Below are 21763 nucleotides of genomic sequence, written 5' to 3' on the forward strand. Positions count from 1 at the left end.
GTCCCATAATCAACGCACAGGAGGCGACCATGATTCTCGGGGATCATGGTCATTCAGGCATACCATCATGGCCGATACCGATATCGTCTGCATTTCCCCCATCGACGGACGCGAGCTCGTCCGCCGCCCCATCCTGTCCGAGGCTGCCATCGAGGCCGCCCTTGTCTCGGCGCGCGAGGCGCAAAAGGCGTGGCGCAACACACCCATCGCCGAGCGCGCGCAGAAGGTCTCCGCTTTTCTCGACGCGCTGCTCGCCATGAACCAGGAGGTGGTGCCTGAGCTTGCCCAGCAGATGGGCCGCCCTGTGCGGTACGGGGGCGAGTTCCGCGGCGTCGAGGAGCGGGCGCGCCACATGATCGGGATCGCGGAGAAGAGCCTCCAGCCTATTCCGGCGGATGACGAGAGACCGGGCTTCCGCCGCATGATCAAACGGGAGCCGGTGGGGCTCGTCATGGTCGTCGCGCCCTGGAACTATCCGTATCTCACCGCCATCAACACAATCGTGCCGGCGCTCATGGCCGGCAATGCGGTCCTGCTCAAGCACGCTTCCCAGACGGTTCTTGCGGGTGAACGCTTCCAGGCGGCCATGGACCGGGCGGGAATGCCGAAAGGTCTGTTCCAGAACCTGTATCTGAGCCATGATCAGACAAGCCGCATCCTGAGTGCCGGCCTCGTCGGTCACTGCAACTTCACCGGTTCCGTCTCGGGTGGTCGCGCCATCGAGCGGGCGGCGGCGGGCAGCTTCACGTCGCTCGGGCTCGAACTCGGTGGCAAGGATCCCGCCTATGTGCGCGAGGACGCCAACATCGATCACGCCATCGAGAATCTGGTCGACGGCGCCTTCTTCAACTCGGGCCAGTGCTGCTGCGGTATCGAGCGCATCTATGTGCACGAGAGGCATTACGACCGCTTCGTCGAAGGCGCGGTCGATCTCGTGAACCGATACGTGCTCGGCAATCCGCTCGACGAGGCGACGACGCTGGGGCCGATGGCGCATAAGCGCTTTGCCGATCTCGTGCGCCACCAGAATGCGGAGGCCGTGGCAAAGGGCGCGAGGGCGCATATCGACACCAAGCGCTTCGGGGCGGACGTGGGCGACACGGCCTATCTGGCGCCACAGGTGCTGACGAACGTCGATCATTCCATGAGCGTGATGCGCGACGAGAGCTTCGGCCCGACGGTCGGCATCATGAAGGTGAAGGGAGACGAGGAGGCGATCCGCCTCATGAACGATTCCCCCTACGGCCTCTCCGCGGCGATCTGGACCTCCGATATCGATGCGGCCGAGGCCATCGGCGAGAAGCTTGAGACCGGCACCGTCTTCATGAACCGCTGCGACTATCTCGATCCCGCGCTCGCCTGGACGGGCGTGAAGGACACGGGTCGTGGGGCGAGCCTGTCGAGGCTGGCTTATGAAGCGCTCACACGCCCGAAATCCTACCATCTCCGTCAGATCTGATTGAAACCATCATGACCGCATCTCCACGCTCCAACTGGAACTACCCCACCGCCGTGCGCTTCGGCGCAGGCCGCATTGCGGAACTGGCCGAGGCCTGCAAGGCTTCGGGAATCTTGGCTCCGCTCATCGTCACGGACCCGTTCCTCGCCACCCAGCCGATGACGAAGGCGACCCTCGACCAGCTCACGGGCGCCGGTCTGAGAGCCGCGATCTTTTCGGACATCAAGCCGAATCCGGTTGAAACCAATGTCTACAAGGGGCTTGATGTCCTGAGGTCCGGGAAGCACGACGGCGTCGTCGCGTTCGGCGGAGGCTCGGCGCTCGATGCTGGCAAGGTCATCGCCTTCATGGCGGGCCAGACCCGACCCATGTGGGACTTCGAAGACATCGGCGATTGGTGGACCCGCGCCGATCCCAAGGGCATTCTGCCAATCATCGCCGTCCCGACGACCGCCGGCACCGGCTCGGAGGTGGGGCGTGCCGGGGTGATCACCCAGGAGGCCACGCATACCAAGAAGGTGATCTTCCATCCGCTCATGATGCCGAAGATCGTGATCTGCGATCCGGAGCTGACGGTCGGCATGCCGCCGCACATTACGGCAGGCACCGGCCTCGATGCGCTGGCTCACTGCCTCGAGGCCTATTGCGCACCGGGCTATCACCCGATGGCCGACGGGATTGCGGTCGAGGGCATCCGCCTCGTGAAGGAGTACCTGCCCCGCGCCTACAAGGACGGTCAGGACATCGAGGCCCGCGCGCAGATGATGTCTGCCGCCGCCATGGGAGCGACCGCGTTTCAGAAAGGCCTCGGGGCGATCCATGCCCTCTCGCATCCGACCGGCGCGCTCTATGACACCCATCACGGCCTGACCAATGCGGTCTTCATGCCCTACGTGCTGGTCTACAACCGCGAGGCCATCGAGACCCGGATCGAGCGCCTCGCTGCCTATATCGGCCTCGAGCCGTCATTCCAGGCCTTCTTCGACTGGGTGCTGCAGCTGCGCAAAGATCTCGGCGTGCCGCACACCCTGGAGGGGCTGAAGGTCGATGCGGCCCGCTTCGACGAGATGTCCGAGATGGCGCCGAACGATCCGACCGCCGGCGGAAATCCAGTGCCGATCACCCGGGAGAGCGCCCGCACGCTCTTCGAAGATGCGCTGGCGGGACGTCTCTGAACGGCTGACAAAGGCACAGAGGCACCGCTCTGGCCGAAAGCGGTGCCTCTTGGTTCGACAGGACAATCAGGCGGCTTCGGCCTTGCGCTCCAGAGAGGCTTTGTGCTTGGAGCGGACGCCCTTCAGGGCCTCGGTCCAGACGTGGAGTTCATCCAGCATGGCCGCGGCCGAGGTCCTGTAGATCTCGGCGGGCTTCAGCTTTCCGTTTTCCAGGTTCTGGAACACCATCGGCATCGGCACGCCTTCCGTGATGGGCATCACCTTGAAGGTGGTGAGAATCTGCTTCGTCATCTGGACGGCGCGAAGTCCACCCGAGATGCCGCCATAGCTCACGAAACCGGCCGGGGTGTATTGCCACTCCGCCACGAGATAGTTGAGGGCGTTCAATAGAGAAGGCGGGGGGCCGAAATTGTACTCGGGCGTTACGAACACGAAGGCGTCCGCCTCTGCCACACTGTCGCTCCAGGCCTTGGTATGCGCGTGGTGATAGTTGCGCAGGCGCGGATGCTCGGGCTCGTTGAAGACCGGCAGGTTGAAGTCGGCCAGATCGACCAGAACCGGATCGAACCTGCCGTGCTCGTCGGCGAAATCGCGGAACCATTCCGCGACGCTCGGACCGATCCGGCCGGGGCGAGTGCTGGCGATGATGATGTGAAGCTTGGGCTTCATGGGATGTCCTTGGTTTGCATTCGGGGGCCGGAGCACATAAGTTCCGTTTTGTAACCGAGGCTCATTAAGTAACTTCTTGAGCGTCGCGCAAGGAGGCACTTTCATGTCACCCAGTCACATCCATGTGCCCACCAACTGCCGGACCGTGACCGAAATTCTGTCGCGCGTCGGCGACAAATGGAGCGTGCAGGTCGTGGTCCAGATGGGCGAGGGCCCCAAGAGATTCAACGAGTTACGCCGTTCGGTCACGGGCATTTCCCAGCGCATGCTCACCTTGACGCTGCGCGGATTGGAGCGGGACGGGCTCGTGACGCGCACCGTCTATCCGACCATTCCACCCCGGGTGGATTACCAGCTTACAGAGCTGGGTTGCTCCCTGCTCAGGACTGTACGGGGGCTCGGCGAGTGGGCGATCCAGAACCGGGATGAGATTCTGGCGGCGCGCCGACGCTTCGATGAAGGCGGTGCCGGCCATGATTCCAGCGAGCTGCGGCCCGACGCCGCCTGAGGCAACTAGGACGCGATCCTGTGCTCCAGGATCTCCCAGAGGGCCCGGTCGTGGAAGGTCACGATGGCGCCGTCGGCGCCGATCTCCCTCATCTCGCCCGCGGTCAGGCCGGTCAGGACGCCGAAGGAGAAGAGGCCTGCGGCCTTGGCAGCCCTCATGCCGGACGGGGAATCCTCGAACGCGATGGCCTCCTCGGCCCGGATGCCGAGCCGCTCCAGGGCCGTCAGATAGGGCAGGGGATCGGGCTTGCCGCGCTCCACCTCCTCGATGGTGATCTCGACCTTGAAGCGGCCCGCCAGTCCCAAGGCTTCGAGCATGTGATCCGCATTGAGCCGCGGCGCGTTGGTGACGAGGGCGATCTGGATATGGCGCGCCTCGGCCCAGTCGAGGAGTTCGAGAAGCCCGTCCAGCGGCTTGAGGTCCGACGCAATGCGGCGGAAGGTGGCCTCCTTTTCGTCGGCATAGGTTTCGTGCCGCTCCACCGGCAGGTGAGGCAGGAGAGACGCGAAAATCGCCTCGTTGGTGCGCCCGATGATCTGGGAGCGATAGACTTCCTCGGTGATGTCGACGCCCTCGGCCTTCAGGACCTCGGCGAAGGCCTCGAGGTGCACGGGGTCGCTGTGCACCAGTGTTCCATCCATATCGAAGATCAGAGCTTTCAGCATCGGGACATCTCTCAACAGCATCGGGTTTCGAGGCGAGGGAATAGACCGCTTCGTCCCGGATGGCACCCCGTTGGAATTGCAACCCTGCTCTATAGATAATCAGGGAGTCGATAAACCCTATAAAACGTGATTCGACCGATGGTTCGCACTTCCTTCCGCCCATTCGACGAGACCTCCCGATGCGGATAAGAGATAGGCTGAGGCTTCTCTACGAGGGCGATACTCAGGAAGCGCATCAGTTCCGCTATGCTCTGCTGGTCTTCGACGTGACCACGATCCTGTTCATCGTCATCACATCGTTCCTGCCGCGCTCGCCGGCCTTCGAGTGGGTCGACGTGATCATCGGGTTGATCGTTCTGGGCGACTTCTCAGCCCGCTTGGCCATCAGCCGGACGCCTTGGCGGGATCTGGCTCATCCCGCGACCCTGGCGGATGTCGCGGCCATCGTGTCGTTTCTTGCGCCGGTCGTCGGAGAGGGCATCGGGTTCCTGCGAATCCTGCGCACCCTGCGCCTGCTGCGCACCTATCAGCTGCTCGCCCGCCTGAGGTCCGACAGCGTCTTCTTCCGGCGCAATGAAGATCTGATCATCGCTTCGGTCAACCTCGGCGTCTTCATCTTCGTCATGACGGGCTTCGTCTACGAGACGCAGCGCTGGACGAACACGAAGATCGGCAACTACATCGACGCGCTCTATTTCACGATCGCGGCGCTCACCACGACCGGGTTCGGCGATATCACGTTGACCGGCACACTGGGGCATCTGATTTCGGTCATCATCATGATCTTCGGCGTCACGCTCTTCCTGCGTCTGGTTCAGGTGCTGTTGAGACCCGACAAGGTGAGGTTTCCCTGTCCCGTCTGCGCCCTGCAACGCCATGACCGGGATGCGGTGCACTGCAAGGCTTGCGGCACCGTCCTCAACATTCCGGACGAGGGGGCGATCTGAAGTCCTTACGAGTTCGGGATGACGGCAAGGCCGCGCTGTGCAGTGAAGGCGACCGACACCGGTGTGCCCGGCGCGATTGGCTCCTTGCGCCCGTACTGGACCACGAACAGATTCCCGATCGGGCTCTCCACTTCGTATTCCACCTGCGTGCCGAGATAGGACGCCTTGCGAACCGTGCCGGACAGGGGGCCGGTCATGGCCTCGTCGAGCAGGATCGCATCAGGCCGGACGGCGAGTTTGACCGAACCCAGACCAGAATTTCTATGCGGGAGCTGAAGAAGGACATTGCCGACATTCACCTGCGCGGTGGGCCCGATGACGTCCACAACCTCACCTGGGATGATGTTGGCGTCGCCGATGAAATCGGCGACGAACAGGTTCGCCGGTTCTTCGTAGAGCTGGCGCGGCGTTCCGGTCTGGGCGATCCGGGCATTCGACATAACGATGATGTGGTCGGAGACGGCAAGCGCCTCCTCCTGATCGTGCGTCACATAGGCCACGGTGAGGTTGAGGCTCTGCTGAAGCTCGCGGATATCTTCGCGCACGCGCCGGCGCAGCTTGGCGTCGAGGTTCGACAGAGGCTCGTCGAAAAGCAGAACCTGCGGCTCGAGAACGAGCGCCCGGGCGACCGCCACCCGCTGCTGCTGCCCGCCGGAGAGTTCGGAGGGAGCGCGCTTCTCAAGACCCTTGAGGCCGATCAGCGCGAGCTTCTCCATGGCCATCTCGATCGCGTTCCTCTTCGGCACTCCCTGAACGGAAGGCCCGTAGGCGACGTTCTCCAGCACCGACATATGAGGAAAGAGCGCGTAGGACTGGAACACCATGCTCACGTCCCGGTCGGCCGCCGACAGGTTCGTCACATCGCGTCCACCGATCAGGATCTGGCCTTCGCTCGCCATCTCGAGCCCCGCGATCATGCGCAGGGTCGTGGTCTTGCCGCAGCCGGACGGGCCGAGAAGGGTCACGAGCTGGCCCGGCTCGATGGTGAAGGAGACGTCGTCCACGGCGGTGACGCTGCCGTAGCGCTTCGTCACATTGCGGAACTGCACCGAGGCAGCCTGCTTCTTCGAGGGTGCCGAGCGGGACAAGGCGTGGATGGAGGATATGTTGTTCATGGGACCGCCTGCACGGCAACGGGAGAGGGAGCAGTGCTCGCACTGCGGCGCCCGAGGCGCCGCTCGCCGACCGCGAGCTGAATCGCCACGATGGCAACCAGCATGACGAGGATGAGCACCGTGGAATAGGCGATTGCGAGGCCGAACTCGCCGGCTTCGACACGACCGACGATATAGGTCGTCGCCATGTTGTACTCGGCCGTGACAAGGAAGATCACGGCGCTGACAGCCGTCATGGCGCGCACAAAGGAATAGACGAGGGACGCAACGATGGCCGGGCGCAGCAATGGCAGAACCACGCGGCGCATGGTGGTCGACGAGCCGGCTCCCAGCGTCAGCGATGCTTCGTCGAGGCTCTTGTCGATCTGGCTCAGGGTCGCGATGCCGGAGCGGACGCCGACCGGCATGTTGCGGAACACGAAGCACATGACGAGGATGAACCCGGTTCCGGTGATTTCGATCGGCGGCACGTTGAAGGCGAGGATGTAGGACACGCCGACGACCGTGCCGGGGATGGCGAAGCTCAGCAGCGTGCCGAATTCGAAAGCGCGCTGCCCGGAGAAGCGCTGGCGCGTGAGCAGATAAGCGGTGAGCAAGCCGATGGCGGCCGTGAGCGGTGCCGAGAGCGCAGCCACTTTCACGGTGGCGAAAAACGAGTCCCAGGCTGAGCCGGAGAAGTAGAGTCCCGAGCCAGAGCTCTCCACCCGGAATGCCGTTAGGAAATGCTCGAAGGTCGGCGTGTAGTCGCGGCCCATCGACCGCACGAAGGCGCCGACCAGGATGATCGCATAAACGGCAACGGTGAAGATCGCCCAGGGCAATGCGGTGAGATAGGAGGCCAGCGCGACCCGCCGTGGAAGGGGCAGGGGGATCCCGGCATCGCCCTTGCCGGTGACGGTCGTGTAGACTTTCTTGCCGAGCCAAGCGTGCTGGAGCCAGAAGGCCCCGAGAGTGAAGGCGAGCAGAATGATGGACAAGACAGCCGCTCGGCCCTGGTCCTGCTGCGCACCGACGACGGCAAAGAAGATCTTGGTCGAAAGCACCTCGTAGTTTCCGCCGAGCACCAGCGGGTTGCCGAAATCGGCCAGGCTCTCCACGAACCCGAGGAGGAAGGCGTTGGCGAGCCCCGGACGCATGAGGGGGAGCGTCACGGTCCAGAAGGTCGTCCAACTCTTCGCGCGCAGGGTCTGCGAGGCCTCCTCGAGCGTCGGGCTGATGCCTTGCACGACGCCGATCAGGACGAGGAATGCAATCGGCGTGAAGGCGAGAAGCTGCGCGATCAGCACGCCGGGCAATCCGTAGATCCAGCGTGACCGCGGCACGCCGAACCAGTCCCACAGGACGGCCGACAGCGCGCCTGAGCGGCCGAAAAGCAGGATCAGGGCGAGGCCGATCACGAAGGGGGGCGTGATGATGGGCAGAACGCTCATCACGCGGAGGAGTTTCTTGAAGCGGAAATCCGTGCGCGTGGCAATCAGCGCGAAGGCAAGGCCGAGAGCGGTGGTGCCGACGCCTACGAGAAGGCCCAGGAACAGGGTGTTCCAGGCGACGCCGCAGCGCAGATCACCTGACAGGCAGTCGAGCCCCCAGATCGATCGATCCAGGAACTTCAACAGGAATTCGTACGGGGCGAAGTTGCCGTCGTTGTCGGCAAAGGCACTCGCAAGAATGGTGGTGACCGGGAAGAAGACGAACACGATGATCAGCGCAATGACGACACCGATCGATGAGGTGACGAATGCATCGCCCCGGCACCAGCCGCGTGCTGCAAGGCCATGACAGAGTATGATGAGGAAGGCGGTCGCGGTGAGAGCCGCGCCATAGCCCATCCCGGCCTGGCTCGGTCCAGGTAAGCCGAAGAGGCCCTTCAGGATGTCGAGCGTCCAGCCATTGAGACCGATGGCGAAGCCCTGAAGGATGAAGAGCGCGAGGCCCAGAAGCCCGGACGCGATGAGCCAGCCACCGTTGGCTTGCGCCAAGGGGCGGATCACGGGAATAAGGCCCAGACACAAGGGTATCAGGATCGGCAGAAGCCACCACGCGCCCTTGATGCCGTGGATCAAAGCCGACCCGCCGACGAAATAATCCGCAAGGGTCGGGACGACCGTGCGGTCGAAGCCGTACCAGGGCAGGAGGGCAAAGCCGACCCAGCCCAGAACGATCCAGCCAAGGGTTGCCCGTGACATCTTCTGTTCTCGCTTCAAGGCCGATGCTGAACTCGGCCCCCATGATCACAACAGTAATGGATTCTGGCGAAGCAGAGTCCCACTTCGCCAGAAACTGCTTCAAGTCCGCCTATTTCGGCAGGTTCTTGACCTCGTTGTCCCACTTGGACAGGAGGCGCTTGCGCTCGGCCGAAGATCCATACTTCGCGAAATCGAAGTTGATCAGCTTGATGTCGGCGAGCTTGGGAGCCTGTGGCGGAACCGGAGTGCTCTTGTTCGACGGCACCTGATAGGACTTGGCTTCCGCACCGAGCTTCTGGGCATCCGCGGTGAGCGCCCAATCATAGAACTTCTTGGCGTTGTCCAGGTTCTTGGCTCCCTTGATGATCGACATGGAGCCGATTTCGTAGCCAGTACCTTCGCATGGGGCGACCACCTTCACGGGCGCCTTGTCCACCACCATCGTGACGATGTCGTGCATGAAGGCGATACCCGCGGTCGTCTCACCGAGTGCCATGGCCTTGGCCGGAGCAGCGCCCGACTTGGTATATTGATTGACATTCTTGTGCAGGGCTTTCAGGTACTCGAAGCCTTTGTCCTCGCCCATGATCTGAACGATGGTTGCGAGCAATGTATAAGCGGTGCCCGAGGAGTTCGGATCCGCCACCTGCACCTCGTCCTTCAATTCGGGCTTCAGCAGATCCGCCCAGCATTTCGGCTCGCCGATCTTGTTTGATTGCGCGAGTTCCGTGTTGTAGCCGAAGCCGAGAGCGCCGGAATAGATGCCGACCGTGCGCCCCTTGGACTGCTCCCACTGGCGCACGGCCCAGTCCTGCAACTCGCCCATTTTCGGCGACTTGTACTCGTCCGTAATGCCTTCTTCGGCAGCCTGCATATGCGGGTCGCCCGTGCCGCCCCACCAGATATCCGCGCGGGGATTGGCGGCCTCGGCCTTGACTTGGGCGTAGACCTCGCCCGCACTCTTACGAGTCATGGAGACCTTGATGCCCGTCTCACGCTCGAAAGCGGTCGTCATGGCGCGGCACCATTCCTCCTGCACGCCGCAATACATGACCAGCGCGCCCTGGGCCTGAGCCGTTCCTGCGGACATGAAGGACAGGGCCGTCACGGTCCCTGCCAGCATGGTTGCCGCAACGAGATTCTTCTTTGCGCTCATTCTATCCTCCCGTGATGTCGTTCTTGTTATTGGTTGGTCGGCTAAGCTCCCTCCATTGTGGCGGCGGGTCAAGTGCCTGGCCGGCGCTCCAAATCTGAATCTTTAGAATAAGATGCGGTCTCAGGGCTCCTTCGCGATCCCTGTCGCCTCTGTGAGAGCAGCGGCCAGTCCGGGCGTGCAGGCCAGAACGGGATTGCCTTTCCTGAGGCCATCCTTGGCCAGGAAGTTGTTGGTCCAGCCGCCGGCCTCTTCGATGATCAAGAGGCCCGCCAAGGCATCCCAGGAATTGATGTGGAGTTCGCAATAGGCGTCGATACGCCCGTCCGCTACGTAAGCAAGGCCCAGCGTGCCCGACCCGGCACGGCGCACGTTGGCGCCGGCCGTCTTGAGCTTGTCCACCACGGCGATATAGGGCTCGGGCGGCAGGCGTGGCGACCAGCCTGCCTCCACGGTGGCCTGTTTCATGTCTTCGAGTCCGCTGACGCGGATCGTCTCTCCGTTGAGGATGGCACCCCGCCCCCGCTGGGCCGTGTAGAGCTCGGCATGCATCACGTCGTAGATCACCCCGATCTCGACCCGGTTCTCGCGCACGAAGGCGATGGAGATGGCGAAGTGAGGGATCCCGCGGGCGAAATTCGCCGTGCCGTCGATGGGGTCGACCACCCAGACATCTCGCTCGAAGGAGCCGCCGCCTTCCTCGCCGAAGAAGGAATCGCCCGGGAACAGCTCGCTCAGGCGGCCGCGGATCAGTTCCTCCACCTCCGCGTCGGTCGCGGTCAGGAAGTCCTGCGGACCCTTGAAGTCCGGCCGTTGCGAACGCGGCCTTTCCAGGAAGCGCTTACGGGCCAGTACGCCGGCCTCGCGGGCGATGGCGCAGGCTGCGGCGAATCTCATGTCCAGGCTCTCAGTCGTCATCACGGTGGGCGTCCTTCTGGATCAAAATGGAGGCTTCCATTGTTATGAGGCGGTCATGAAGCTTTGAGAGGATAGAGAATCGTATGAGGCCGGAGGCGTTCTCGGCAGCTTTCGACTTTACCCTTTCTTAGCCGGCTCAAATCATCTACGTTACAAGTTATCCCATTAGGAGTCCTACTCTCGTCGAATGCCCCAGACCCCAAAAGAAGAACTCAGCCAGGTTGCGGCACTCCCTTTCCGGATCAAGAACGGCAAGCTCGAGGTCCTTCTCGTCACATCCCGTGAGACCAAGCGCTGGCTGATTCCGAAAGGCTGGCCCATGAAGGGCAAGAAGCCCCACAAGGCCGCCGCCCAGGAGGCGGAGGAGGAGGCTGGCGTCAAGGGCGAGATCAAGAACACGCCTCTCGGCTCCTATGATTACTGGAAGCGTCGGGCTGCTCACTTCGACCTGTGCCGCGTCAACGTCTATCCGCTCGAGGTTTCCAAGCAGCTCAAGTCCTGGCGCGAGAAGGGGCAGCGGAAATCTCAGTGGTTTCCGGTCGAGGAGGCCGCCCATCAGGTTCTGGAACCGGCACTCGCCGATCTGATCCTAAGCCTGCCCGAGCACGTTCTCGATATCGTTTCTACGGAATAGTGAGCAGTTTTCGGCTCGCTTCAGGGAACGCAACGCTCCTCAAGAAGTCTTTCCTGTGACGAAGGCGGTCGAGCGGCGGAGCTTGGCCATTTGCAGGCATCTGAGGAGAATTCGATGAAGGCGCTCGTTTGGCATGGCACCACCGACATCCGTTGCGATTCAGTCCCCGATCCACAGATCGAGCACCCGCGCGACGCGATCATCAAGGTGACGAGCTGCGCCATCTGCGGCTCGGATCTTCATCTCTACGATCACTTCATGCCCGGAATGAAGTCCGGCGACATCATGGGGCATGAGACCATGGGTGAGGTCGTCGAAGTCGGAGCCGAGTCGAAAGGCAGGCTCAAGGTTGGCGACCGCGTGGTGATCCCGTTCACCATCATCTGCGGCGAGTGCGATCAGTGCAAGCGCGGCAATTTCTCGGTCTGCGAACGGACGAACCGCAACGGGCATATTGCCGCGAAGGCCTTCGGCCATACGACGGCGGGGCTCTTCGGCTACACGCATCTGACCGGCGGTTATCCCGGCGGGCAGGCCGAGTACCTGCGCGTGCCCTTCGCCGATGCAACCCATGTCAAGGTGCCGGACGGTATTCCCGACGAGAAGCTCCTCTTCCTCAGCGACATCTTTCCCACCGGATGGCAGGCGGCGGTTCAGTGCGACATCCAGCCGACCGACACGGTGGCGATCTGGGGATGCGGCCCGGTTGGGCAGATGACGATCCGCAGCGCGATCCTGCTCGGGGCGAAGCAGGTCATCGCCATCGACCGGGTCCCCGAGCGTCTCGCGATGGCGGAGGCCGGAGGCGCCATCACGATCAATTTCGACGAGGAGAGCGTGATCGAACGGCTCAATGAACTCACCAATGGCCGTGGGCCGGAGAAGTGCATCGACGCTGTCGGAATGGAGGCGCATGCGACCGCGACGATCGATTCGATGTACGACCGGGTGAAGCAGGCAACGATGATGGAGACGGATCGTCCCCATGTGCTGCGCGAGATGGCCTATGTCTGCCGCCCGGCCGGAACCCTCTCGATTCCTGGCGTCTATGGCGGCCTGCTCGATAAGATCCCCTTCGGGGCGATCATGAACAAGGGGCTGACCATCCGCACCGGCCAGACGCATGTGAACCGCTGGACGGACGACCTCCTGCGTCGGATCGAGGATGGCCAGATCGATCCGTCCTTCGTTATCACGCATACGGTGTCCCTCGACGAAGGGCCCGACATGTACAAAGTCTTCCGCGACAAGCAGGACGGCTGCATCAAGGTCGTCATCAAACCCTGATAGGTGAGATCATGCGTTACGAAACCGAAAGAACGCGCCGTCGTGGTCATGCCGACACGGCAACCGATACTCTCGCCCGTGGGCTCGGGCTGTTCTCCATTGCTCTTGGAATCGCTGAAATCGCCGCGCCTCGGGCCTTGGCGCGAGCGTTGGGCATGAAGGGGCAGGAGGGTCTGATTGCCGGCTATGGCGTTCGTGAGATCGCGACCGGCATCGGCATTCTGGCATCGAAGGACCCGACACCGTGGATCTGGGGGCGGGTCGCGGGTGACGGGCTCGACTTGGCGACCCTGGCGACCGCACTCGAAGGCAACAACCCGAAGAAGGGCAATGTCGGGATTGCCATGGCGGCTGTGGCGGGCGTGACGGCCCTCGATGTGTATTGCGCCCAGACCCTCAGTCGCGAAAGCCCCCATCCGCTGCCGCCGATGCAGGATTACTCCAGCCGCACGGGCTATCCCCGGGGGATCGAGCAGAGCCACGGGGCGGCGCGAGACTTTGAGGTGCCGCGCGACTTCCGCACGCCTGAAGCGCTGCGGCCCTACACGCAACCTGAGGCGCCTCGACATCCGCAACCGTCCATGTAACCTAACGGCATGGACAGGCCGCAGATATTTACGATCGGGTACGAGGGAGCGGACGTGGACCGCTTCCTCACGACTTTGAAGGATGCTGGCGTCGCGGTTCTCGCGGATGTGCGTGCCGTCGCGCTCTCGCGCAAGCGTGGGTTCTCGAAATCGGCCCTGCGTGATGCCCTGGCGGGCCAGGATATCGGCTACCAGCATTTCATCAGGCTCGGGACGCCGAAGGCGGGGCGACAGGCGGCGCGAGCCGGTGACGGCGAACTGATGCGCCGGATCTATTGCGACGAGGTTCTGGCCACGGGGCCGGCCCAGGAATCCCTCCAGGAACTCGAAGCCCTGGCGCTGACACGCCCGATCTGCCTGCTCTGCTTCGAGCGCGATCCCGCCAATTGCCACCGCCGGGTGTTGGCGCAGCACTTGGCCGAAAAGGGATTCGAAACGGTGGATCTGGCAGTTCTCTGACGCTACAAGGGAGAAACACTCCCTTGCGGCTGAGACACCCGATGCATGCATTCGTTACCGCCGTCAGTGCGAGTCCTAGCCACAGCTTCAGCAAGCCCAATCAGGATGTCATTCGTCTCCTGGCAGGTCTAGGGGTCGAGGGTGATGCGCATCTCGGCACGACGGTCAAGCATCGCTCTCGGGTGGCCAAGGACCCCAACCAGCCGAACCTGCGGCAGGTTCACCTGATCCATGCCGAGCTGCACGACGAGTTGCGTGAGGCAGGGTTCGACGTCCGTGCGGGCGCTATGGGCGAGAATGTCACGACGCGTGGCATCGACCTTCTCGGCTTGCCGACGGGCGCGCGACTGCTCATCGGCGATAGAGCCGTGATCGAGGTCACAGGGCTGCGAAACCCTTGTGTGCAGATTGATCGCTTCCAAAAAGGCCTCATGAAGGCTGTCCTCGGCAGGGACGCGCATGGAAATCTCGTCCGAAAATCCGGCATCATGGGGGTTGTCGTCGAAGATGGCGAGGTAAGAGCGGGGGATGCCGTTCGACTGGAACTGCCGTCCGGGCCCTATCGGCCGCTCGAAGTCGTATGAAGGTCCAGATCATCCTGCAACAAAACTGCGGTTGCCAAGTTGAAGGAACTGGACTACTTTGAGTCTAGGTTTAATTTCTAGAGAGGGAGGACTGCATGGCTTCTATGTGCTTGCTGAACGTTCCTCCCGCGTCCGAACTTTAGGTCGGATCAGGCGGGGCTCCAAGGCCCGGCAAACCTTACCAAGCTATCACGTGTGATGATCTTCGAGCGGCATCGGACGCCGTAAGCCGGCGTTTCTACGGTCGCTCTTCACTCTTCCGGGGAGAGGTGCGTGCTCCGAGCGCCGCCTGTTCGCTTCCATGAACCAGTCGAAGAAAAGCGGGGACGCCACCCGCGATGTCCTGAAATTCACGTTCCGCCACTGGCGTGAAGAGCCGCGCTATGTGGTGCTCATCATGGTGACCATGATGGTGTCGACCTTGGCCGACGTGTTCATGCCCGTCTTCGCGGGGCGGCTCGTCGATGCCATCGCGACGGGCAGCAGCGACCGCGAGGCTGCCCTGCATGCGGCGCTTGTCGCCTTCGCGTTCATGACCGGCCTCGGCCTGCTCATGATCGTCATGCGTCATCTGGCCTTCTACGGCATCGTGGAGCTCACGCTGCGGGTGATGGGGCGCGTCGCGCAGGATGCGTTCGCACGTGTGCAGCGGTTCTCGACCGACTGGCACGCCAACTCCTTCGCCGGCTCCACCGTGCGCAAGATCACGCGCGGCATGTGGGCGCTCGACCTGATGCACGATACGCTCCTGCTGGCCCTATTGCCTTCTCTCACGGTGCTGGCGGGTTCGATGATCATCCTGGGCCTGCGCTGGCCGGTGATGGGGCTCGTCATCGGAGTGAGCGCGCTGGCCTACATCGTCATGACCGGCTTCCTGGCGACCCTCTATGTCGCGCCTGCGGCCCGGTTGGCGAATGCGTGGGACACCCGTGTCGGCGGCACTCTGGCGGATGCTTTGAGCTGCAACCCGGTGGTCAAAGCGTTCGGTGCCGAGATACGCGAGGACGGGCGCCTCACCTGGGTGCTGGGAAAGTGGCAGACCCGCACCCGGCGCGTCTGGCAGCGGGGCACCAACAGCGGCACGGTGCAGTTCATCGCGCTGCTCGGCATTCGCGCCGCCATCATCGGGACGGCCATCTGGCTATGGTGGCAGGATCGCGCGACGCCGGGTGATCTCGCTTACGTGCTCACAACCTACTTCGTGATCCACGGATACCTGCGCGATGTCGGCATGCACATCAACAACCTGCGCCGTTCCGTGAATGACATGGAGGAACTCGTCGAGATCCATCGAGAGACCATCGGTGTGCCGGACCATGCCGGCGCGAGGCCGATCCACATCTCCCGTGGCGAAGTCGCGTTCGAGCGTGTCACGTTCCATTATGTCGGACACGAGACGCCGCTCTATCGGGATCTGTCGTTGATGATCCGAGCAGGCGAGCGTGTCGGCCTCGTGGGGCCGTCGGGCTCCGGCAAAACCACCCTCGTCAAGCTGATCCAGCGTCTCTACGACGTGACAGGTGGGCAGATCCTGATCGACGGGCAGAACATCGCTCAGGCCGAGCAGGCGTCCCTGCGTTCGCAGATTGCGATCGTGCAGCAGGAACCGATCCTGTTCCATCGCACCCTGGCCGAGAACATCGCCTACGGGCGGCCCGGCGCTTCGATGGCCGACATCGAGCAGGCGGCGCGTCTCGCCAATGCGCATGAGTTCATCATGAGTCTGCCCAAAGGCTACTCTACGCTCGTGGGTGAGCGCGGCGTGAAGCTCTCGGGCGGCGAGCGGCAGCGGGTCGCCATCGCGCGCGCTTTCCTGGCGGATGCGCCCATTCTGATCCTGGACGAGGCGACCTCGGCCCTTGACTCGGAATCGGAGGTGCTGATCCAGCAGGCCATGGAACGGCTCATGGTGGGGCGCACCTCCGTCGTGATCGCACACAGGCTGTCCACGGTGCGGGCTCTCGACCGCATTCTCGTGTTCGACCGGGGGCGGATCGTGGAGGAGGGGGACCACCTCACGCTTTACAGAAAAGGCGGCCTCTACCGCCGCCTCTGCGACCACCAGGGTCTGGACCTCGCAAAAGGGGCTAGGTCCGATATGGCCGCAGAATAGGACGTCTGGACAAAATTCTTTGAAAATCCTAAGGAAATTGCCATGTTCGAAGTCAAAGATATTCCGGTCTCCGACAGCAAGCGGGACTTTTACGCTTCCCTCGCTCAGCAACTCTCCGGGCTTCTGGCGGGTGAGCCGGACGCGATCGCGAATGCCGCCAACATGTCGGCGTTGATCTACCAGTTCCTGCCGGACCTGAACTGGGCGGGCTTCTATTTCATGCGTGGATCGGAACTCGTTCTCGGGCCGTTCCAGGGCAAGACGGCCTGCGTGCGGATCGCGGTCGGCCGCGGCGTCTGCGGCGCAGCGGTTGAGCGCAAGGAACCCATCGTGGTGCCGGATGTGCATGCCTTCCCGGGCCATATCGCCTGCGACAGTGCCTCGCGCTCCGAGCTCGTCGTGCCTCTCATCAAGGACGGAAAGGTTCTGGGTGTGCTCGATCTCGACAGCCCCAGCCCGAACCGGTTCGATGAAGAGGACCGTCAGGGCTGCGAGATGCTGGTTGAGATCTATCTCAATGCTTCCGACCTCACGCTTTAGCCCGACGCATGCTGCCAGCCCATGTCGACACCTATTACAGCCGCACGGCCGCCATATCGGAAACCTATCCGGGGGCGGCGGGCCGCATGGAGGCAGATGTCTGCATCATCGGCGGCGGCCTGGCCGGCCTCACCGCGGCACTGAAGCTCGCGCGCACCGGACGGAGCGTCGTTCTGCTCGAAGCCCGTCGTGTCGCCTGGGGCGCCTCTGGCCGTAACGGCGGCTTCGTCTCCGCAGGCTATGCGACCGGCCTTTCCTCCATCGAGCGGCGCGTAGGATCCGATCACGCGCGGGAGCTGTTCCGGCTTTCCATGGAAGGCGTGGACATCGTGCGCAGCGAAATCGACGAACTCGGCATCAAGGACGCTCATCCGGTGCCGGGAATCGCAAAAGTCCTGCGCTATGACTCGCGGGGAGCCTTGCAGGCGGCCAGTGAAAGCCAGCAGCGCGAGTTCGGTCAGACGCTGCGCTACTTGCCGCGGGCTGAGGTGAGAGAGTTGCTCGCCTCGCCCAGATACCACGAGGCCGTTCTGGATGAAGATGCTTTTCACTTCCATCCCTTGAACTACGGGAGTGCGCTGGCGCGCGAAGCGATGCGGCTGGGCGCAGCCATTCACGAGCACTCGCCCGTGACGTCGGCAGATCTTGAGGGACCCCGCAAGATCGTCCGCACGACGGGCGCGGAGATTTCCGCCGAGCACGTGGTCTTTGCAACGGGCGGCTATACGGATGACGTGCTGCCCGCCCTCAAACGCGCATTCCTGCCGATTGCCACTTATGTTCTGCTGACCGAGTCGTCGCCGGATCTGGTCCAGGGAGCCATTCGCATGCAGGCGGCGATTCTCGATGATCGTCGGGCAGGGGATTACTATCGTCGGGTCGATGGGGGGAGCCGAATTCTGTGGGGCGGACGAATCACCACCCGAACGACCGATCCGCGCAACATCGCGTCCCTGCTCAGACGGGAGATGGTGACGACTTATCCGCAACTCTCTGATTTGAAGGTAGAGGTCGCCTGGTCGGGTCTCATGTCGTACGCCCGACACCTGATGCCGCAGATCGGGTCATGGAAGCCAGGCGTCTGGTACTGCACGGCTTTCGGCGGTCACGGTATGAACACCACGACGATCGGCGGTACGGTGGTCGCAGAAGGCATTACGGGCGAGAGCGACCGTTACCGTCTCTTCGCGCCCTTCGGTCTGACGTGGAATGGCGGCATCATCGGTCGTGCCGCCGCCCAGCTCACCTACTGGAGCTATCAAGTCGCCGATGCGGCCAGGGAGTTCCGCTCCCGCTAAGTTGCGGATACAAGATCACATCTTGGCAGCGGATGCGACAATCCAAAGGCAGCTGAAACTGAACGCGAGCGCGATCAGATTCATGAGATAGGCCAGGGCATCGTTGGCGGGGTGGCGTTTTCCCGTCTGTTCCATCGTGCTTCCTCGAAAGCCGGAAGGTTCACGATGTGGATAATGCCTGAGCTTGCTATCTGTCCAGATGGTTAACGGATTATTTTAGTCAGCCACCAATTGTGCCGTGGATCGTTCCGAGGTGTCGGCTTTCGCAGGCGCAGTCACTGCTCTCGGACAGGGGCTCCGCAATCCAGCACACGCCTCTCGGCGTCGTGCAGGTGGCGCCTTGGCTCGTTCCTGCCCGCGAGCGCTCGTACGCACGCAGTCGGTGCTCGCGGAAATAGGTGCGTTCCTTCGTGCGGAAGGGGGCGGCAAGATCCGTTTCCGGAAGCGATCGCTCGCTGTCGGCTGCCAGCGTAACCACCGGGGCGACCGTTCCAACGAGCAGGATGAGACAGGCGGCGATGGAGGGTTGCATGCATGGCTCCCGAGATGGAATCGGTTCGGCTCCGAAGAGTCTGTCCTCGCACCATCCCTCGCCAGCAGGCAACCCCGGTCTGCCCGACCGAGAGATCACAAAAATCTGATCACAGATAGAAGTCGTTCTTCGACAGCGTGGTCAAGTCTGCGACCTTGATCTTGAAGTCCGCGGACCTGTCGCCGTTCACGTCGCCCGATACGATGCCATCGGCAAAGCGCAGTTCTCCCGCCTTCCCATGGAATGCAGTCTTGCCAATGAAGCTGAAGGCCTGGTTGCCTGCAACCTTGGTGTTGGCGTCGATTCCGCGAAGGTCGATATGGTCGGAGCCGCGGCGGAAATCGGTGATCGTATCCACAGTGGATTTACGAGAATCGCTCAACGTCTGGAAAACGAAGACGTCTGCGCCGCTTCCTCCGATGAGCAGGTCCTTGCCGCTCTGTCCATAGAGCTTGTCGCTGCCTGATCCACCATCGAGTGTATCATTGCCGCTGCGCCCGAAAAGGGTATCCTTGCCGCTTTCTCCATGAATGACATTGGAAGCACCATTGCCATAGAGCATGTCGTTGTAAGCACTGCCGGTAAGGTGCTCGATGCTCTCGTAGGTGTCGCCGGCGGCATCGCCTCGATTGCCCGAGGAGGACTGGAGATCAGCCGTCACGGCTGCCTTCGCTGTGATGTAGCTCGCCGTGTCTGATCCGATCCCGCCGTTGAGCAGGTCGCTGCCGCTTCCGCCAATCAGAACGTCGTTGTTGTTCTGGCCGTAGAGCGTGTCGTCGCCACCATTGCCCTGCAGCGTGTTGCTGGCCATGTTGCCCTTGATTACATCGCTTGCGGAACCACCGGAGGCGTTCTCAATAAGAGAGCGCTCGTTGCCCTGATAAAGGAGCGCATTGGCGATATTGCCGGCAGCGAGTTTCGAGCCGTCCCAATACAACTTTGCGCGTTGCTCCTGGGCGGTTATCGTCCAGGCTCCAGGCTCGAGATCGATGGAGAGACCGGTGGTGTAGTTGGTGAAGCTGTATGTATCGATCCCGCCGCCATCCCAGACGGTCAGCAGGATCTGGTTGCCGCCGGGGAGGCCCTGTCCGATGCCATTGATGAACATCTCGCCCGTCGTGGGGCTCCAGGCATAGGTCGTATCGCCACCGTTCAACCCGTAATTCGCACCATACATGTGCTGGATTGCGGCGATGTCGTACATCATGAGGGACTGGGGATAACCCCAGGTCTCGTTGGTATAGCCCGTGCTGGTCGATGCGCCCGCATAGGAGCGGTAGCTCATCACGGTGTATTCCAGGCTGTCGCGATCTTGGGGCATGTTGCCCTCATGCGAATGCTCAAGCCCAAGGGCATGCCCGATCTCATGCATGATCGTAAGATAGGCATAGTTCCCCATCGCCGGACTCGCGTAGCTACGGCTGGAATTATTGAGCCAGACATCGCCGCCTGTTGCATCGGTTGTCGGAAAATAGGCCCATGCCGTGCTGGGCAAGTCCGATTGTGCAAATCGCAGATCGGCAGAGGATGTGCTGGCTCCACTCTGCTCCTGGAAGGTCAGACTGCTGACTGCCGCATAGAGATTCAATGCCGAGCGCGTGATGGCCTGCTGGGCATCGTTGAACGCGCCAAAGCCTTTCGCGGTTTCGCCGCCGCCGTAGGACGATCCATACGAGGCGGCCGTTGCGGGGAAGCTATAAGTCAGATTGCCTGGTACCCATTTCATCGTACCGAGAACAGCATCGATGTAAGCATTTCCCGTTGAATTGTATGTTTCGACAGCAGGCATGGTTCTTCAAACGAATAGAGCAGAAACGGATAAGGCGAGTATTCGCACGGAAACCGGCCGGCGAACGGAAAGCAGGCTGGTGTTTGCAGGATGCCGTAAGTCCCTTCCGAAAGACTTAAGCTTGCCGAGGGAGCCCATCCCAGACGAATTTGTTATATAATATCATTGTGATTGCCTGATCCGAGCCCCGACGAGATTGTTTTTACTGGTTTGATCTCGCGCGAATAAATCGCTCCACGAGCTATAAGCGGTCCTCGGAATTTCCGAAAGCAGATGTGTGTGGCTGTTCGCTCTTTCGACAACATGCCGCATGGATTGTCCGTACCATGCTGCCTCTGAGTTCCAGGCCCGTGTCCTCAGGCGGGTCATGAGGATTCCCTGAGACAACACCGGTCTCCGCTTGCAGGAGGCTACGAGGGAAGCCGGTTGCCCCTTTTGACCGAGGTTCGATGGATGCCCGGTTCGAAGCGAATCTGTGGCTCAAGGGATGGGGCAGCGGCCCGGGCGGCCTTCGCGCCCTCCCTCTTGCCCCGTTTTGTGATGGCCTCCTGAGCAAGGAGGCGAATGTCTTCAAGTCGCCACTCTTCGCTCAACCAGGATCGACCAATCACCTTGAGGATTTTCTCAAGCGTTGCGTATGGATCAACGACGCCGGGCGCATCGGCCGCGTTCTTCATGATTTCCCCCATATGCCGAAGGTTTTCCTTCAGTCATTTTGGTCGGAACGCCTGTGAACAGAGGATCTGGGCGTTTCCTCAGGCAAGTATTGCAAAGCTGGAGCGTTAAAGAAACTGCACTTTCGGACAGGGTTCGTGACCGGGAGCAGGAGCCTAATGGGGCAAGCTCCTGCGAAGCCTGTGTCTCGCCCGTCGCGAGAGCCGGAGAGCATCTGGTATCAGATTGGTAACGTTGACGGTTGAATGACGTCATAACATTCTGATCTGGGGGCAAAATCGTATGTCATCCAGAGCGTTCCAGAGAACAATAGAAGCCATCCGCAGCCTCGACCGCGCGAGAGCACCAGCCGAGGTCTGTGGAATTCTGCTGAAGTCCGTCCGGCAGTTTGGAGCCGAACACGTGCTAGCACTACATTGGCACTTTCATCAGTGATCCAAGAGTGAAGCGGGCGCGGCAGAAGGGACATC

General features: G+C 62.0%; 21 protein-coding genes. 12 read left to right on the plus strand and 9 right to left on the minus strand.

Annotated elements, in window-relative coordinates; translation table 11 throughout:
* Positions 1-67 precede the first annotated feature (67 nt).
* Complete coding sequence (locus tag KBI52_RS19375; RefSeq protein WP_210810617.1) at positions 68-1459, plus strand: aldehyde dehydrogenase family protein; 1392 nt, start codon at positions 68-70, stop codon at positions 1457-1459.
* 11 nt (positions 1460-1470) lie between these two features.
* Positions 1471-2634, plus strand: a complete 1164-nt coding sequence (locus KBI52_RS19380) for an iron-containing alcohol dehydrogenase (protein ID WP_173947117.1) — start codon at positions 1471-1473, stop codon at positions 2632-2634.
* A 66-nt stretch (positions 2635-2700) separates the two neighbouring features.
* On the opposite strand, the gene KBI52_RS19385 is transcribed toward KBI52_RS19380, so the two are convergent.
* Entirely contained in the window at positions 2701-3303 is a 603-nt protein-coding gene (locus tag KBI52_RS19385) for an NADPH-dependent FMN reductase (protein ID WP_173947118.1), read from the minus strand.
* Between the two features lie 103 nt (positions 3304-3406).
* Here KBI52_RS19385 and KBI52_RS19390 point away from each other — a divergent pair, with 103 nt between their 5' ends.
* Entirely contained in the window at positions 3407-3811 is a 405-nt protein-coding gene (locus tag KBI52_RS19390) for a helix-turn-helix domain-containing protein (RefSeq protein ID WP_173947119.1), read from the plus strand.
* A 5-nt stretch (positions 3812-3816) separates the two neighbouring features.
* Here the strand turns inward: KBI52_RS19390 and KBI52_RS19395 are convergent, their stop codons facing one another.
* Entirely contained in the window at positions 3817-4476 is a 660-nt protein-coding gene (locus tag KBI52_RS19395) for an HAD family phosphatase (RefSeq protein WP_210810621.1), read from the minus strand.
* Between the two features lie 179 nt (positions 4477-4655).
* On the opposite strand from KBI52_RS19395, the gene KBI52_RS19400 reads away from it, so the two are divergent.
* The gene (locus KBI52_RS19400; protein WP_173947121.1) at positions 4656-5423 is read left to right on the plus strand and encodes a potassium channel family protein; all 768 of its coding nucleotides are present in this window, start codon (positions 4656-4658) and stop codon (positions 5421-5423) included.
* 5 nt (positions 5424-5428) lie between these two features.
* Here KBI52_RS19400 and KBI52_RS19405 read toward each other — a convergent pair whose 3' ends face one another.
* From KBI52_RS19405 to KBI52_RS19420, 4 genes are all read right to left on the minus strand, one after another.
* On the minus strand, positions 5429-6538 hold the full coding sequence (locus tag KBI52_RS19405) for an ABC transporter ATP-binding protein (protein ID WP_173947122.1): 1110 nt from the start codon (positions 6536-6538) through the stop codon (positions 5429-5431).
* Entirely contained in the window at positions 6535-8724 is a 2190-nt protein-coding gene (locus KBI52_RS19410; protein WP_210810624.1) for an iron ABC transporter permease, read from the minus strand. The genes KBI52_RS19405 and KBI52_RS19410 overlap by 4 nt, the downstream gene beginning before the upstream one ends.
* Before the next feature lie 109 nt (positions 8725-8833).
* On the minus strand, positions 8834-9880 hold the full coding sequence (locus KBI52_RS19415; protein WP_173947124.1) for an ABC transporter substrate-binding protein: 1047 nt from the start codon (positions 9878-9880) through the stop codon (positions 8834-8836).
* A gap of 120 nt (positions 9881-10000) precedes the next feature.
* The gene (locus KBI52_RS19420) at positions 10001-10774 is read right to left on the minus strand and encodes an inositol monophosphatase family protein (protein WP_247654507.1); all 774 of its coding nucleotides are present in this window, start codon (positions 10772-10774) and stop codon (positions 10001-10003) included.
* Between the two features lie 208 nt (positions 10775-10982).
* On the opposite strand from KBI52_RS19420, the gene KBI52_RS19425 reads away from it, so the two are divergent.
* The 8 genes from KBI52_RS19425 (at position 10983) to KBI52_RS19460 (ending at position 18297) form a co-directional block, all read left to right on the plus strand.
* Positions 10983-11429 (plus strand): NUDIX hydrolase, encoded by a 447-nt coding sequence (locus tag KBI52_RS19425; RefSeq protein WP_173947126.1) that lies wholly within the window; start codon positions 10983-10985, stop codon positions 11427-11429.
* A 114-nt stretch (positions 11430-11543) separates the two neighbouring features.
* Positions 11544-12716 (plus strand): zinc-dependent alcohol dehydrogenase, encoded by a 1173-nt coding sequence (locus KBI52_RS19430; RefSeq protein ID WP_210810626.1) that lies wholly within the window; start codon positions 11544-11546, stop codon positions 12714-12716.
* 11 nt (positions 12717-12727) lie between these two features.
* Positions 12728-13303, plus strand: coding sequence for a cyclase dehydrase (locus KBI52_RS19435; RefSeq protein ID WP_210810627.1), 576 nt, complete (start codon positions 12728-12730; stop codon positions 13301-13303).
* Between the two features lie 9 nt (positions 13304-13312).
* Positions 13313-13762 carry a DUF488 family protein gene (locus KBI52_RS19440; RefSeq protein WP_173947129.1) on the plus strand — a complete coding sequence of 150 codons (450 nt, stop codon included), beginning with the start codon at positions 13313-13315 and terminating at the stop codon, positions 13760-13762.
* Positions 13763-13803: 41 nt separating this feature from the next.
* Complete coding sequence (locus KBI52_RS19445) at positions 13804-14346, plus strand: MOSC domain-containing protein (protein WP_210810631.1); 543 nt, start codon at positions 13804-13806, stop codon at positions 14344-14346.
* Positions 14347-14647: 301 nt separating this feature from the next.
* Positions 14648-16459, plus strand: a complete 1812-nt coding sequence (locus KBI52_RS19450) for an ABC transporter ATP-binding protein (RefSeq protein WP_210810635.1) — start codon at positions 14648-14650, stop codon at positions 16457-16459.
* Between the two features lie 42 nt (positions 16460-16501).
* Positions 16502-16999, plus strand: a complete 498-nt coding sequence (locus KBI52_RS19455) for a GAF domain-containing protein (RefSeq protein WP_210810639.1) — start codon at positions 16502-16504, stop codon at positions 16997-16999.
* 8 nt (positions 17000-17007) lie between these two features.
* Positions 17008-18297, plus strand: a complete 1290-nt coding sequence (locus KBI52_RS19460; protein WP_210810644.1) for an FAD-binding oxidoreductase — start codon at positions 17008-17010, stop codon at positions 18295-18297.
* A 220-nt stretch (positions 18298-18517) separates the two neighbouring features.
* On the opposite strand, the gene KBI52_RS19465 is transcribed toward KBI52_RS19460, so the two are convergent.
* From KBI52_RS19465 to KBI52_RS19475, 3 genes are all read right to left on the minus strand, one after another.
* Complete coding sequence (locus tag KBI52_RS19465) at positions 18518-18829, minus strand: hypothetical protein (protein WP_173947134.1); 312 nt, start codon at positions 18827-18829, stop codon at positions 18518-18520.
* A 109-nt stretch (positions 18830-18938) separates the two neighbouring features.
* Positions 18939-20618 carry a M10 family metallopeptidase C-terminal domain-containing protein gene (locus KBI52_RS19470; RefSeq protein ID WP_210810648.1) on the minus strand — a complete coding sequence of 560 codons (1680 nt, stop codon included), beginning with the start codon at positions 20616-20618 and terminating at the stop codon, positions 18939-18941.
* Between the two features lie 410 nt (positions 20619-21028).
* Positions 21029-21295 (minus strand): hypothetical protein, encoded by a 267-nt coding sequence (locus KBI52_RS19475; protein WP_173947136.1) that lies wholly within the window; start codon positions 21293-21295, stop codon positions 21029-21031.
* Positions 21296-21763 lie beyond the last annotated feature (468 nt).

Source organism: Microvirga sp. HBU67558 (genome assembly GCF_018069605.1).
Lineage (GTDB): Bacteria > Pseudomonadota > Alphaproteobacteria > Rhizobiales > Beijerinckiaceae > Microvirga > Microvirga terrae.